This window comes from Pseudomonas sp. MYb193 (assembly GCF_002966775.1).
Taxonomy (GTDB): Bacteria; Pseudomonadota; Gammaproteobacteria; order Pseudomonadales; family Pseudomonadaceae; genus Aquipseudomonas; species Aquipseudomonas paracarnis.
In genome coordinates, this window is the sequence record NZ_CP023269.1 from 400,262 (window position 1) to 415,588 (window position 15,327).

Annotated in this window: 12 protein-coding genes; all 12 read left to right on the plus strand. The window is 62.0% G+C overall.

The window, feature by feature from the left end; genetic code table 11:
- The first annotated feature begins 276 nt into the window (after positions 1-276).
- The 12 genes from hutU (at position 277) to CLM72_RS01835 (ending at position 15,238) form a co-directional block, all read left to right on the plus strand.
- Complete coding sequence (gene hutU, locus CLM72_RS01780; RefSeq protein ID WP_014716533.1) at positions 277-1,947, plus strand: urocanate hydratase; 1,671 nt, start codon at positions 277-279, stop codon at positions 1,945-1,947.
- Between the two features lie 89 nt (positions 1,948-2,036).
- Positions 2,037-3,482, plus strand: a complete 1,446-nt coding sequence (locus tag CLM72_RS01785; RefSeq protein WP_105225451.1) for a cytosine permease — start codon at positions 2,037-2,039, stop codon at positions 3,480-3,482.
- Between the two features lie 69 nt (positions 3,483-3,551).
- Positions 3,552-4,517, plus strand: coding sequence for an ABC transporter substrate-binding protein (locus CLM72_RS01790; RefSeq protein WP_105225452.1), 966 nt, complete (start codon positions 3,552-3,554; stop codon positions 4,515-4,517).
- Between the two features lie 71 nt (positions 4,518-4,588).
- A complete protein-coding gene (locus tag CLM72_RS01795; RefSeq protein WP_003187838.1) occupies positions 4,589-5,440 on the plus strand; it encodes a proline/glycine betaine ABC transporter permease in 852 nt (283 codons plus the stop codon).
- Complete coding sequence (locus CLM72_RS01800) at positions 5,437-6,261, plus strand: glycine betaine/L-proline ABC transporter ATP-binding protein (protein ID WP_105225453.1); 825 nt, start codon at positions 5,437-5,439, stop codon at positions 6,259-6,261. Before CLM72_RS01795 ends, CLM72_RS01800 begins: the two co-directional genes overlap by 4 nt.
- A gap of 143 nt (positions 6,262-6,404) precedes the next feature.
- Positions 6,405-7,913 carry a histidine ammonia-lyase gene (gene hutH, locus CLM72_RS01805; protein WP_105225454.1) on the plus strand — a complete coding sequence of 503 codons (1,509 nt, stop codon included), beginning with the start codon at positions 6,405-6,407 and terminating at the stop codon, positions 7,911-7,913.
- A gap of 26 nt (positions 7,914-7,939) precedes the next feature.
- Positions 7,940-9,478 carry a histidine ammonia-lyase gene (hutH, locus tag CLM72_RS01810; RefSeq protein ID WP_105225455.1) on the plus strand — a complete coding sequence of 513 codons (1,539 nt, stop codon included), beginning with the start codon at positions 7,940-7,942 and terminating at the stop codon, positions 9,476-9,478.
- A 100-nt stretch (positions 9,479-9,578) separates the two neighbouring features.
- Positions 9,579-10,988, plus strand: a complete 1,410-nt coding sequence (locus tag CLM72_RS01815; protein WP_105225456.1) for an amino acid permease — start codon at positions 9,579-9,581, stop codon at positions 10,986-10,988.
- 15 nt (positions 10,989-11,003) lie between these two features.
- A complete protein-coding gene (gene hutI, locus CLM72_RS01820) occupies positions 11,004-12,209 on the plus strand; it encodes an imidazolonepropionase (RefSeq protein WP_105225457.1) in 1,206 nt (401 codons plus the stop codon).
- Between the two features lie 12 nt (positions 12,210-12,221).
- Entirely contained in the window at positions 12,222-13,022 is an 801-nt protein-coding gene (hutG, locus tag CLM72_RS01825; RefSeq protein WP_105225458.1) for an N-formylglutamate deformylase, read from the plus strand.
- Positions 13,023-13,237: 215 nt separating this feature from the next.
- Positions 13,238-14,173 carry a choline ABC transporter substrate-binding protein gene (locus CLM72_RS01830; protein WP_105225459.1) on the plus strand — a complete coding sequence of 312 codons (936 nt, stop codon included), beginning with the start codon at positions 13,238-13,240 and terminating at the stop codon, positions 14,171-14,173.
- 135 nt (positions 14,174-14,308) lie between these two features.
- Positions 14,309-15,238, plus strand: a complete 930-nt coding sequence (locus tag CLM72_RS01835) for an alpha/beta hydrolase (RefSeq protein WP_105225460.1) — start codon at positions 14,309-14,311, stop codon at positions 15,236-15,238.
- Positions 15,239-15,327: the final 89 nt, after the last annotated feature.

A 15,327-nucleotide genomic window follows, 5' to 3' on the forward strand; every position in this document is an offset into this window, starting at 1 on the left:
CAACCCGCGCACCCATTTGTTACCGAACGCCCCAGCGTGATGCAAAGCTTCGCTGCCGTGACAAATTCCCCTTGCTGCAAAAAACCTCCGTAAGAAATTTCATCAAGCGTTGAAGCCTTGATTTACAAGGCTCGTACGCCCCGTGCAAAAAAATCCCAACCCCTCCCGGCTAAAGTTGGCCGCTCGATTGCATATGCTTGTACATACAAGTAAAGATGTGTGCGTAAGACTTCGCACCATCCATGTTCGCGCATCGATCGCCGAGGAGTCCTAGCTGTGACCAAGCCTACAAAATACCGTGACGTCGAAATCCGCGCCGCCCGCGGTAACAAGCTCACCGCCAAAAGCTGGCTGACCGAAGCGCCGCTGCGCATGCTGATGAACAACCTCGACCCGCAAGTGGCCGAGAATCCCAAAGAATTGGTGGTGTACGGCGGTATCGGCCGTGCGGCGCGCAACTGGGAGTGCTACGACCAGATCGTCGAGAGCCTCACCAATCTGAACGACGACGAAACCCTGCTGGTGCAATCCGGTAAGCCAGTCGGCGTGTTCAAGACCCACAGCAACGCCCCGCGCGTGCTGATTGCCAACTCCAACCTGGTACCGCACTGGGCCAGTTGGGAGCATTTCAACGAACTGGATGCCAAGGGCCTGGCCATGTACGGCCAGATGACCGCCGGCAGCTGGATTTACATCGGCAGCCAGGGCATCGTTCAAGGCACCTACGAAACCTTCGTGGAAGCCGGCCGCCAACATTACAACAGCGACCTGACCGGTCGTTGGGTGCTCACCGCCGGCCTCGGCGGCATGGGCGGCGCGCAGCCATTGGCCGCGACCCTGGCCGGCGCCTGCTCGCTGAACATCGAGTGCCAGCAAGTCAGCATCGACTTCCGCCTGAACAGCCGCTACGTCGACGAGCAGGCCACCGACCTCGACGACGCCCTGGCGCGTATCGCCAAGTACACCAAGGAAGGCAAGGCCATCTCCATCGCCCTGCTGGGCAACGCCGCAGAGATCCTGCCGGAACTGGTCAAGCGTGGCGTGCGCCCGGACATGGTCACCGACCAGACCAGCGCCCACGACCCACTCAACGGCTACCTGCCGGCCGGCTGGACCTGGGACGAATACCGCGCTCGCGCCAAGACCGAGCCGGCCGCCGTGATCAAGGCCGCCAAGCAGTCGATGGCCGTCCACGTCAAAGCCATGCTCGAATTCCAGAAGCAAGGCATCCCGACCTTCGACTACGGCAACAACATCCGCCAGATGGCCCAGGAAGAGGGCGTGGAAAACGCGTTCGACTTCCCAGGTTTCGTACCGGCTTACATCCGCCCACTGTTCTGCCGTGGCATCGGCCCGTTCCGTTGGGCGGCGCTGTCCGGTGACCCGCAGGACATCTACAAGACCGACGCCAAAGTCAAAGAACTGATCCCGGACGACGCCCACCTGCACAACTGGCTGGACATGGCTCGCGAGCGCATCAGCTTCCAGGGCCTGCCGGCACGTATCTGCTGGGTCGGCCTGGGCCAGCGTGCCAAGTTGGGCCTGGCGTTCAACGAAATGGTGCGCAGCGGCGAGCTGTCCGCGCCGGTCGTGATCGGCCGTGACCACCTGGACTCCGGCTCGGTCGCCAGCCCGAACCGCGAAACCGAAGCCATGCAGGACGGCTCCGACGCTGTGTCCGACTGGCCACTGCTCAACGCCTTGCTTAACACCGCGAGCGGCGCCACCTGGGTCTCGCTGCACCATGGCGGCGGCGTGGGCATGGGCTTCTCCCAGCACTCGGGGATGGTGATTGTCTGCGACGGTACTGACGAAGCGGCCGAGCGGATTGCGCGGGTGCTGCACAACGACCCGGCGACCGGGGTAATGCGCCATGCGGATGCGGGTTACCAGATCGCTATCGACTGCGCCAAGGAACAAGGCCTGAACCTGCCGATGATCAAGTAACGGCCGGCGCAGCACCTGTGGGAGCAGGCAAGCCAGCTCCCACAGAAGAGCAAGATGCATACAAAACAATCCATCAGAGGTTGAACAACATGGCTGCAAACGACACCACCCCGTTGATCGAGAAACGTTCGATCGACTACATCCCGGAAGCGGAAAGACATGGTCGTCTATTCAGCCAATTCACCCTGTGGATGGGTGCCAACCTGCAGATCACTGCGATTGTCACCGGGGCGTTGGCCGTGGTGCTGGGCGGTGATGTGTTCTGGTCGTTGATCGGCTTGCTCATCGGTCAATTGATCGGCGGTGGCGTCATGGCGCTGCATGCGGCGCAAGGGCCCAAGCTCGGCCTGCCGCAGATGATTTCCAGCCGGGTGCAGTTCGGCGTGTATGGTGCGGCCATTCCGATCGTACTGGTGTGCTTGATGTACCTGGGCTTCACCGCCACTGGCACCGTGCTGTCGGGCCAGGCGCTGGGCCAGTTGTTCGGGGTCAGCGACAGCGTCGGCATCCTGATTTTCGCCAGTGTCATTGTGCTGGTCACGGTGCTGGGGTACCGGGTGATCCACTTCATCGGCCGTGTCGCGAGCGTCATTGGCGTGATTGCCTTTGTGTACCTGTTCAGCCGCCTGATGAGCCAGACCGACGTCGGCGCGCTCCTGCAGATCCGTCACTTCAGCTGGAGCAGCTTCCTGTTGGCCGTATCACTCGCGGCCTCCTGGCAGATCGCCTTCGGCCCTTACGTGGCGGACTACTCGCGTTACCTGCCGAGCCAGACGTCATCGGTAAAAACCTTTCTTGCTGCTGGCGCAGGTTCGGTTATCGGTGCCCAAGTGGCGATGGTCCTCGGCGTGTTTGCCGCGGCCATGTCCAACGGGCAGTTTGCCGGCCACGAGGTGGCGTACATCGTTGGCTTGAGCGGCACGGGGGCCACCGCTGCGTTGCTGTACTTCAGCATCGCGTTCGGCAAGGTCACCATCTCCACGCTCAATTCCTACGGCAGCTTCATGTGCATTGCGACGATCGTCAGCGGCTTCCGTGGTCGCCTGGAGGTCACACGTCTGCAACGTCTGGTGTTCGTACTCGCCATTGTCGGTACGGCAACCCTGACCGCCTTGCTCGGCCAGCATTCGTTCCTCGGTGCATTCAAGTCGTTCATCCTGTTCCTGCTGGCGTTCTTTACGCCCTGGAGCGCGATCAACCTGGTGGATTACTACTGCATCACCCGCGAGCGTTACGACGTGCCGGCGCTGGCCGACCCGAACGGTCGCTACGGCCGCTGGAACCTGCTGGGCATCAGCGTCTACGTATTCGGCGTGCTGGTGCAGTTGCCGTTCATCTCCACCAAGTTCTACACCGGCCCCCTGGTGGCCGCGCTGGGTGATGTGGATATCTCCTGGATCATCGGCCTGGTACTGCCGGCGGCCCTGTATTACGTGTGTGCGAAAAAATGGCACGGCACGGTACCCGATCACCTGATCCTGCCAAAAGAGCAGGGCGCTTCACCCATAACAAACGAGCTGGCTGCACAAGCCTGATGGGACGTGGACAGGGCAGGACGCCTACTGACTGCCGTAATCCATTTCAAGATTGGGAGCGTCACAACAATGACTATGAATAAGACCTTGCTGGCTACTTTGTTCGCGGCTGGCGTGCTGGCAAGTGCCGGCGCCCAGGCGGCCGGTTGGTGCGAGTCGGGTAAACCGGTGAAATTCGCCGGCCTGAATTGGGAAAGCGGCATGTTGCTCACCGACATCCTGCAAACCGTGCTGGAAAAAGGCTACGACTGCAAAACCGACAGCTTGCCGGGCAATTCCATCACCATGGAAAACGCCCTGGGCAGCAACGACATCCAAGTGTTCGCCGAGGAGTGGGTAGGCCGCAGCGAGGTCTGGAACAAAGCCGAGAAGGCCGGCAAAGTCGTCGGCGTCGGGGCTCCGGTGGTCGGCGCGGTCGAAGGCTGGTACGTGCCGCGCTATGTGATCGAAGGCGACGCCAAGCGCAAGCTGGAAGCCAAGGCGCCGGACCTGAAAAACATCGCCGACCTGGCCAAGTACGCCTCGGTGTTCAAGGACCAGGAAGAGCCGTCCAAGGGCCGTTTCTACAACTGCCCGGCCGGCTGGACCTGCGAGCTGGACAACAGCGAAATGCTCAAGAGCTACGGCCTGGAAAGCACCTATACCAACTTCCGCCCGGGCACCGGCCCGGCGCTGGATGCGGCGGTGCTGTCGAGCTACAAGCGCGGCGAGCCGATCCTGTTCTACTACTGGTCACCGACACCGCTGATGGGCCAGGTCGATCTGGTCAAGTTGGAAGAGAAGCCCGGCGTGGACAAAACCGTGAGCATCAAGGTCGGCCTCTCCAAGACTTTCCACGAACAAGCCCCGGAGCTGGTGGCCGTGCTGGAAAAGGTCAACCTGCCCATCGACCTGCTGAACCAGAACCTGGGCCGCATGGCCAAGGAGCGGATCGAGTCGCCGAAACTGGCGAAAATATTCCTCAAGGAACATCCTGAAGTCTGGCACGCCTGGGTGAGCGAAGGCGCAGCCAAGAAAATCGACGCGGCCTTGTAGGTCAAGTGTGCACGGCTACCCTCAAGGGTGGCCGGGCGGCTGGTCACAACCCACTGGATCGAGAGCACGATATGTTTCCTGAGAGTTTTACCTTTTCCATCGCCGACTGGGTCAACGGTTGGGTGGACGCACTGGTCACCAACTACGGCGATGTGTTCCGGCACATCTCCGACACCCTGCTATGGGCCATCGTCAACCTGGAAGGCCTGCTGCGCGCAGCGCCCTGGTGGCTGATGCTGGCCATCGTCGGCGGTATTGCCTGGCACGCCACGCGCAAGGTGGTGACCACGGCGGTGATCGTCGGTTTGCTGTTCCTGGTGGGCGCCGTTGGCCTGTGGGACAAGCTGATGCAAACCCTGGCACTGATGATGGTGGCCACGGTGATTTCGGTGTTGATCGGCATCCCTCTGGGCATCCTGTCGGCGCGCAGTAATCGCCTGCGTTCAGTGTTGATGCCGCTGCTGGACATCATGCAAACCATGCCCAGCTTCGTGTACCTGATCCCGGTGCTGATGCTGTTCGGCCTGGGCAAGGTCCCGGCGATTTTCGCTACGGTGATCTACGCCGCGCCGCCGCTGATTCGCCTGACAGACCTGGGTATTCGCCAGGTCGATGGCGAAGTCATGGAAGCCATCAACGCCTTCGGCGCCAACCGCTGGCAGCAACTGTTCGGCGTGCAATTGCCGCTGGCGCTGCCAAGCATCATGGCCGGGATCAACCAGACCACCATGATGGCGCTGTCGATGGTGGTGATCGCCTCGATGATCGGTGCCCGTGGCTTGGGTGAAGACGTGCTCGTCGGCATCCAGACCCTCAACGTCGGCCGCGGCCTTGAAGCCGGGCTGGCGATCGTGATTCTCGCAGTGGTCATCGACCGCATTACCCAGGCTTATGGCCGCCCACGGCATGAGGCGAGCAAATGACGACTGTCAGCAAAATCGAAGTCAAAAACGTCTTCAAGATTTTCGGCGCACGCGCCAAGGATGCGCTGGCCATGGTCGGCCAGGGCAAGAGCAAGGACCAGGTACTGGCCGAGACCGGTTGCGTGGTCGGCGTCAATGACTTGTCCCTGAGCATCGGCACCGGTGAGATCTTTGTGATCATGGGCTTGTCGGGTTCGGGCAAATCCACCCTGGTGCGCCACTTCAACCGCCTGATCGACCCCACCAGCGGCGCGATCCTGGTGGATGGCGAAGACATCCTGCAACTGGACATGGAAGCCCTGCGCCAATTCCGTCGGCACAAGATCAGCATGGTGTTCCAGAGCTTCGGCCTGCTGCCGCACAAGAGCGTGCTCGACAACGTTGCCTACGGCCTGAAAGTGCGTGGCGAGACCAAGCAAGTCTGCGCCGAACGTGCGTTGCACTGGATCGAAACCGTGGGCCTCAAAGGCTACGAAAACAAATACCCGCACCAGCTGTCCGGTGGCATGCGCCAGCGCGTGGGCCTGGCCCGCGCCTTGGCGGCAGACACCGACATCATCCTGATGGACGAAGCCTTCAGCGCCCTCGACCCGTTGATCCGCGCCGAGATGCAGGATCAGTTGCTCGAGCTGCAAAAGACCCTGCACAAGACCATCGTGTTTATCACCCACGATCTCGACGAGGCCGTGCGCATCGGCAACCGCATTGCGATCCTCAAGGACGGCAGGCTGATCCAGGTCGGCACCCCGCGAGAGATTCTGCACTCGCCGGCGGATGAGTATGTGGACCGGTTTGTTCAGCGGCGGGCGGCGGTGGTCTGATCCGGGCTGTGTGGTGAATCGGTTGGCGCCATCGCAGGCAAGCCAGCTCCCACACTTGATCGGGTTCACATAGGTCAAATGTGGGAGCCGGGCTTGCCCGCGATGAGGCCGGCAATGCTGTAGAGATTATGAAGAGGTCAACGATGTCCCAGGCAACCAAAATCATCATCGCCGACACCCCCATGCGCTGGCAGGACGTCACCGCCGTCGCCCGCCACGGCGCCATGCTCGAACTATCGGGCCACGCCTGGGCGCGTATCGACAATGCCCAGGCCATCGTGCAGCGCATCGTCACCAGCGGCGAGCGTGCCTATGGTGTCAACACCGGCCTGGGCGCGCTGTGTAACGTCTCGCTCAAGACCGAGCAACTGAGCCAACTGTCGCGCAATACGCTGTTGAGCCACGCCTGCGGCGTCGGCCCGGTGCTCAGCGATGAGCAGACCCGTGCGATCATCTGCGCGGCGATCATCAACTACAGCCACGGCAAATCCGGCCTGCATCCGCAGGTGGTGCACGCGCTGCTGGCGCTGCTCAACCATGGCATCACCCCGCAAGTACCGTCCCAAGGCTCGGTGGGGTATCTGACCCACATGGCCCATATCGGCGTGGCCCTGCTGGGCGTTGGCAATGTGAGTTATCGCGGCCAGATCGTCACGGCGCAACACGCGTTGCAGGCTGAAGGCTTGCAGCCGGTGGTGCTCGGCGCCAAGGACGGCCTGTGCCTGGTCAACGGCACGCCCTGCATGACCGGCCTGAGCTGCCTGGCCCTGGCCGATGCGCATCACTTGCTGCAATGGGCCGACGTGATCGGTGCAATGAGTTTCGAAGCCCAGCGCGGCCAGATCGACGCCTTCGACGAAGCCATCATCGCCCTCAAGCCGCACCCGGGCATGCAGCACGTAGGTATCAACCTGCGCGCCCTGCTCGACGGCAGTGAGGTGATTGCCAGCAGCAAAGGTATTCGCACCCAGGACGCCTTGAGCATTCGCTCGATCCCGCAGATTCACGGCGCGGCCCGCGACCAGGTAGAACACGCCACGCGCCAGATCGAGACCGAACTCAACAGCGCCACCGACAACCCGCTGGTGCTGGGCACCCCAGACAGCTACCGCGTGGTGTCCCAGGCCAACCCCCACGGGCAGTCCGTCGCGATGGCGGCCGATATGCTCGCCATTGCCATGGCCGAGATCGGTTCGGTGGCCGAGCGTCGCCTGGACCGCCTGGTCAACCCGCATGTCAGCGGCCTGCCAGCCTTCCTGGTGAGCAACCCGGGCGTCAACTCCGGAATGATGATCGTGCAGTACGTCGCCGCGTCCTTGTGCGGGCAGAACCGCCAGTTGGCGCAACCGGCCGTGCTCGATAATTTCGTCACCTCGGGCCTGCAGGAAGACCACTTGAGCATGGGCACCAACGCCGCGCTCAAGCTGCACCAGGTGCTGGCCAACGTCACCCGGATTCTAGCTATCGAGTACCTGCTGGCGGCCCAGGCTTTCGAGTTTCTCAAGGACCAGCGCTTCGGCGCCGGTACCGACCGCGCCTGGCGTTTGCTGCGCGAAGTGGTCCCTGCGTATGAACAGGACCGCTGGCTGGCGCCGGATATTGCCGCCGCTGCCCAATTGCTTAAAGACACTGCTTTACCGAATTTGCACTGAACACCTAAGAACAATTCACAAGGAGTATGAATGTGACTGCGCTAAACCTGATTCCAGGCCAACTGAGCCTCGCCCAACTGCGTGCCATCTACCAGCAGCCAGTAACCCTCAGCCTGGATGACAGCGCCTCGGCCCAGATCGAAGCCAGCGTTGCCTGCGTGGAGCAGATTCTCGCCGAGAACCGCACCGCCTATGGCATCAACACCGGTTTTGGCCTTTTGGCATCGACCCGCATCGCCAGCGAAGACCTGGAAAACCTCCAGCGTTCCCTGGTGCTGTCCCACGCCGCCGGCGTCGGTGAGCCGATCAGCGATGCGCTGGTGCGACTGGTCATGGTGCTCAAGGTCAACAGCTTGAGCCGTGGCTTCTCCGGGATTCGTCGCCAGGTGATCGACGCGCTGATCGCGCTGATCAACGCCGAGGTGTACCCGCACATTCCGCTCAAGGGTTCGGTCGGCGCCTCCGGTGACCTGGCGCCGCTGGCGCACATGTCCCTGGTACTGCTTGGCGAAGGCAAGGCACGCCACAAGGGCGAATGGCTGCAAGCCACCGAGGCACTGAAAATCGCCGGCCTCACGCCGCTGACCCTGGCCGCCAAAGAAGGCCTGGCGCTGCTCAACGGCACCCAGGTGTCCACGGCCTATGCCCTGCGTGGCCTGTTCGAAGGCGAAGACCTGTTCGCCGGTGCCCTCGCTTGCGGCGGCCTCACTGTGGAAGCGGTACTGGGTTCGCGTTCGCCGTTCGATGCGCGTATTCATGCGGCGCGTGGCCAGCGTGGCCAGATCGACTCGGCAGCGGCCTATCGTGACCTGCTCGGTGAGAGCAGCCAGGTGTCCCAATCGCACCAGAACTGCGACAAGGTGCAAGACCCATATTCCCTGCGTTGCCAGCCGCAGGTCATGGGTGCGTGCCTGACTCAATTGCGCCAGGCCGCCGAGGTGCTGGTGGTAGAAGCCAACGCAGTGTCCGATAACCCGCTGGTCTTTGCCGCCGAAGGCGATGTGATTTCCGGTGGCAACTTCCACGCCGAACCCGTGGCCATGGCCGCCGACAACATGGCGCTGGCCATTGCCGAAATCGGCTCCCTGAGCGAGCGCCGGATCTCGTTGATGATGGACAAGCACATGTCGCAACTGCCGCCGTTTCTGGTGGGCAATGGCGGGGTGAACTCCGGCTTCATGATCGCCCAGGTGACTGCCGCCGCGCTCGCCAGCGAGAACAAGGCGCTGGCCCATCCCCATAGCGTCGACAGCTTGCCGACTTCGGCCAACCAGGAAGACCACGTGTCCATGGCCCCGGCTGCGGGCAAGCGTTTGTGGGAAATGGCCGAGAACACCCGGGGCATCCTCGCGGTGGAATGGCTTGCGGCGTGCCAGGGCCTGGACCTGCGCGACGGCCTGAAGACCTCGCCCAAGCTGGAAAAAGCCCGTGGCATCCTGCGCGACAAGGTGGCGTTCTATGACAAGGACCGCTTCTTCGCCCCGGACATCAACGCCGCCAGCGAACTGCTCGCCAGCCGCTGCCTGAATGAGCTGGTGCCGGCCAAGTTGCTGCCAAGCCTCTAAGAGCGACATTGACCCATGTGGGAGCTGGCTTGCCTGCTCCTACAGTTTGAGTGTTTGCAGCTTTGGATTTTCTCGGGATAAGAATAATTAGGGAAGAGAAATGCACCAGCCAGAAAAAGGTTTGAAACGCGGGCTCAACGCCCGACATATTCGATTCATGGCCCTCGGTTCCGCGATCGGCACCGGGCTGTTCTATGGCTCTGCCTCCGCCATCCAAATGGCCGGTCCTGCCGTGCTGCTGGCCTACCTGATCGGCGGCGCTGCTGTATTCATGGTGATGCGCGCCCTCGGTGAGATGGCCGTGCACAACCCGGTGTCTGGCTCCTTCGGCCACTACGCCAGCACCTACCTGGGGCCCATGGCCGGGTTTATCCTCGGCTGGACCTACGCCTTTGAAATGATCATCGTCTGCCTCGCCGACGTCACCGCGTTCGGCATCTACATGGGCTTCTGGTTTCCCGAAGTGGCCCGTTGGGTCTGGGTGCTGGGCATCGTATTCCTGATCGGCGGCCTGAACCTATGCAACGTCAAAGTCTTTGGCGAGATGGAGTTCTGGCTGTCGTTGCTCAAGGTCGGTGCCATTGTGGCGATGATCCTCGGCGGCTTTGGCATCATGTTGTTCGGCATTCACTCGGCGGGCGAAACCCCGGCCAGCGGCCTGAGCAACCTGTGGGCCCACGGCGGCTTCATGCCCAACGGCATTGGTGGGCTGATCGCCTCGTTTGCGGTGGTGATGTTTGCTTTTGGTGGCATCGAAATCATCGGCATCACCGCCGGTGAAGCCAAGGACCCACAGCGCGTGATCCCCAAGGCGATCAACGCGGTGCCGCTGCGTATCCTGTTGTTCTACGTGCTGACGCTGTTCGTGTTGATGGCCATCTACCCGTGGCCGCAGATCGGCAGCCAGGGCAGCCCGTTCGTGCAGATCTTCAGCAACCTGGGGATTGGCTCGGCGGCGACCATCCTCAACATCGTGGTGATCTCGGCGGCGGTGTCGGCGATCAACAGCGACATCTTCGGCGCCGGCCGCATGATGTACGGCCTGGCCCAACAAGGGCAGGCGCCCAAGGGCTTCGCGCAATTGTCCAAGCAAGGCGTGCCATGGATGACCGTGGTGGTCATGGGCGCCGCTTTGCTCGGCGGTGTGGTGCTCAACTACCTGATCCCGGAAAACGTGTTCCTGCTGATCGCCTCGATTGCCACCTTCGCCACCGTGTGGGTATGGCTGATGATCCTGTTTACCCAGGTCGCCATGCGCCGCTCGATGACCAAGGCGCAGATCGCCGAACTGAAATTCCCGGTGCCGTTCTGGCCTTATGCGCCGGCGGCGGCCATTGTGTTCATGCTGTTTGTGTTTGGTGTACTCGGTTACTTCCCGGATACCCAGGCGGCGTTGATGGTAGGCGCCGTGTGGATCGTGCTGCTGATCATCGCCTACTGGCTGTGGGTCAAGCCTGCCGCCGGGCAAACCGCCAAGGTCGATTACGACCCGGTTTTGTCTCATCGATAACTTAGGGAGGCGTTGATGAAAACGCTTTGGCAACACTGCCACGTCGCAACCATGGCCAACGGCAAATACTCGATCATCGAGGATGCCGCCATGGTGACTGCCGGCTCGCTCATCGAGTGGGTCGGCCCCCGCAGCCAGGCGCCGACGGCGGATTACGCCCAGGTGCATGACCTTCGAGGCGCGTGGGTCACCCCCGGGCTGATCGACTGCCACACCCATACGGTGTTTGGTGGCAACCGCAGCGGCGAGTTCGAGCAGCGCCTCGAAGGTGTCAGCTACGCCGAGATCGCGGCCAAGGGCGGCGGCATTGCCAGCACTGTGCGCGCAACCCGTGCGGCGAGCGAAGATGAGCTGTTCTTGAGCGCTGAAAAGCGCCTGCGCAGTTTGCTGCGTGACGGCGTGACCACGGTGGAGATCAAGTCCGGCTACGGCCTGGACCTGGCCAACGAACGCAAGATGCTGCGCGTGGCTCGGCGCCTGGGTGAAGCGCTGCCGGTCAGCGTGCGCGCTACCTGTCTGGCCGCCCACGCGTTACCGCCGGAGTACAAGGACCGCGCCGACGATTACATCGAGCATATCTGCAGCCAGATGCTGCCGGCCCTGGCCGCCGAGGGGTTGGTTGATGCGGTCGATGCCTTCTGTGAATACCTGGCATTTTCCCCCGAGCAGGTTGAGCGGGTATTCAAGGTCGCCCAGCAACTTGGCCTGCCGGTGAAACTGCACGCCGAGCAACTCTCGTCGTTGCATGGGTCAAGCCTGGCGGCGCGCTACCACGCGTTGTCGGCCGACCACCTGGAATTCATGACTGAAGAAGACGCCATCGCCATGGCTGCGGCCGGTACCGTCGCCGTGCTATTGCCGGGCGCGTTCTACTTCCTGCGTGAAACCCAGTTGCCGCCCATGGACGCCTTGCGCAAACACGGCGTGAAGATCGCCATCGCCAGCGACCTCAACCCCGGTACTTCACCGGCGCTGTCGGTGCGGCTGATGCTGAACATGGCCTGCACCCTGTTCCGCATGACCCCGGAAGAAGCCCTGGCCGGCGCCACGCAACACGCGGCCACCGCGTTGGGCCTGGGCGATACCCATGGTTCCCTGGAAGTGGGCAAGGTCGCGGATTTTGTCGCCTGGCAGATCGATCGCCCCGCCGACCTGGCCTACTGGTTGGGTGGCGAACTGGATAAACGCGTCGTGCGCCACGGCGTCGACGTCACTGTTTGAGAGGATGCAGTTGTGGATAAGGTTCTGACATTCAAACAAGGCCGCGTGCCGCTGCTGATCAGCATGCCCCACGCCGGCCTGCGGCTCACCCCAGCGGTGGAGGCCGGGTTGATACCCGAGGCGCAAAGCCTGCCGGATACCGATTGGCATATCCCGCTGTTGTATGACTTTGCCGAAGAACTGGGCGCCAGCACCCTGGCAGCGGAGTACTCGCGGTTTGTCATCGACCTCAACCGGCCCTCCGACAACACGCCGCTGTATGCCGGTGCTACTACCGGCCTGTACCCAGAGACGCTGTTCGATGGCGTGCCGTTGTTCCGTGAAGGGCAAACGCCCTCCGAAGAGGAGCGGGCCAGCTACCTGCAAAAAATCTGGGGGCCGTACCACCGCCAACTGCAAGAAGAACTGGCACGCCTCAAGGCCGAGTTCGGCTATGCGTTGCTGTTCGACGCGCACTCGATCCGCTCAGTGATCGCGCACCTGTTCGACGGCAAATTGCCGGATTTCAACCTCGGCACCTTCAACGGCGCTGCATGCGACCCGCAGCTGGCCAGCCAGCTGGAAGCCATCTGCGCCCAGCATCCGCAATACACCCATGTGCTCAACGGGCGCTTCAAGGGCGGTCATATCACCCGTCATTATGGCAACCCCGCGCAGGATATCCACGCGGTGCAGCTGGAGTTATGCCAGAGCACCTATATGGAAGAGTTTGAACCGTTCCATTATCGCGAGGATTTGGCCGCGCCGACGCGGGTGGTGTTGAGGCAGTTGCTGGAAGGGGTGTTGGCCTGGGGGCAACAGCGCTACGGCTGAAATCGCTATCGCAGGCAAGCCAGCTCCCACACTTGAATGGGTTCACATATCAACATGTGGGAGCTGGCTTGCCTGCGATGACGGCCCAACAGTCGCCCCTGTGCAACTGCCGGTCGCCACAGGTCGAGTTCACCAAGGCATCGCTGGGTAAGGTTGTGGATACGGCGCATCAGACGCCATCCCCACAATAAAAACTGCCGAGTGAGACCACTTCCATGAAACGACTGTTGTTGACCCTCGTGTTCAGTGGCTATGTGAGCAGCCATGCCATGGCCGCCGAACCGGCTTCCTGCAAAACCCTGCGCATGGGCGTGGTCAGTTGGACTGACGTGGTCGCCACCTCTGGTATGGCGGACGTGCTGCTCAGTGGCCTGGGCTACGACAGCAAACAGACCAGCGCGGTGCAGCAGATCATCTTTGCCGGTATCCGTGACAAGCGCCTGGATATCTTCCTCGGTTACTGGAAACCGGCGATGGACAACAACATCGCCCCGTTCCTGGCGGCCGGGCAGGTCAAGGTGCTCGAGACGCCGAGCCTGGCCGATGCCCAGGCCACCCTGGCGGTGCCGCAATACGTGGCTGATGCCGGCTTGAAGACCTTTGCCGACATTGCCCGCTTCAAGGACAGACTCGGCGGCAAGATCTATGGCATTGAGCCGGGCAGTGGCGCCAATACCGATATCCAGAAAATGATCGACACCAACCGCTTCGGCCTGGGCGGCTTCAAGCTGGTCGCGTCCGGTGAAGCGGGGATGCTCGCCGCTGTGCAACGTGCGGTGAATCGCAAGGAGTTCGTGGTGTTCGTCGGCTGGACCCCGCACCCGATGAATCTGAACATGAAAATGGACTACCTCACTGGCAGTGAAGATGTGTTCGGCCCCAACGAAGGTCGCGCCACGGTGTCTACGGTGACAGCGCCGGACTTTGCCGAGCGCTGCCCGAACGCCAACCGGCTGCTCACCAACCTGACCTTCACCGCCGCCCAGGAAAGCCAGTGGATGGTGCCAATCATGGCGCGTCAGTCGCCTCAGGAAGTGGCGAAAAAATGGCTGCGCGAGCATCCCGAGGATCTGCAGCGCTGGTTGGCCGGGGTGACAGCCTTTGATGGCAGCGATGGTGTTGCTGCCGTCCAGGCCAACCTCAAACTCTAGAGACACCATCGGGCCAATGTGGGAGCTGGCTTGCCTGCGATAACGGTGGTTCAGCAACACTTTTATCAACTGTTACACCGCCATCGCAGGCAAGCCAGCTCCCACACTAATCTCCATCGTGAATAAGGTGTGCACATGTACCCTATTTCTTCGCAGATGCGCGCCTTTGTTGCCAAGACCGAAGCTTTTACCAGCGATGGCTCATCGCTGACGGGCCTGCGCCAAACCTACGACCGCATGTGCCAGGCCTTCACCCCGCCCGTGCCCGCCGGGCTGCACGTCGCGGATTGTTCTGTAGGGGGCGTCACCGTGCGCAGCTATCGTCCCGAGGCGCCTGATCCATCAGAAGGCTGGCCCTGCCTCCTTTATATACACGGCGGCGGCTGGGTCGTCGGCGGGCTGGATTCCCACGATTTCATCTGCATTGAACTGGCCGCTACCCTGCAAGTGCTGGTGATCGCCATCGACTACCGTTTGGCACCTGAGCATCCTTACCCCGCTGCCTACAACGATTGCCGGGCGGTATGGCAGGCGATCCAGGCAGGCGAGGGGCCGCATGCCATCAACCACGAACGGCGGGTGGTGATAGGCGACAGCGCCGGTGGCAACCTGGCGGCAGCGTTGTGCCTGGGGCTGCGTGATGACCAGCAAGCAATGCCCCGCGCCCAGATACTGGTTTACCCAGGCTTGGGTGGCCCCGCCGACTTGCCCTCACGGGCTGATTGCTGGGATGCACCGTTGCTCAGCCGCGCCGACATTCAGGACTACCTGGCGTTGTATCTTGGCGACACACGCATACCTTCGCCCTACGCCATGCCATTACTGGCCGAGACATTCAGCGGGCTACCCAAGGCCTTGATCGCCGTGGCCCAGTTCGACCCGCTGCGCGATGACGGCCGGCTGTACGCCGAGCGCCTGCAAGCAGCAGGCGTGGAAACCGTGCTGTACCCCGGTAAAGGGCTGGTCCACGGTTGTTTGCGTGCACGCGGCCAGGTGCCGGAGGTGGATCGGCTGTATGACTATCTGCTCGGTTATCTGAGGAGCGAACTGCTGACACAGGTCTAAGTGCTCAAGGACATGCTCATTGCACAATTCGGGTTTATGATGCCAGACGGCAAAATAATAGACGTCCCCCCAGGGATGAACCCGACACC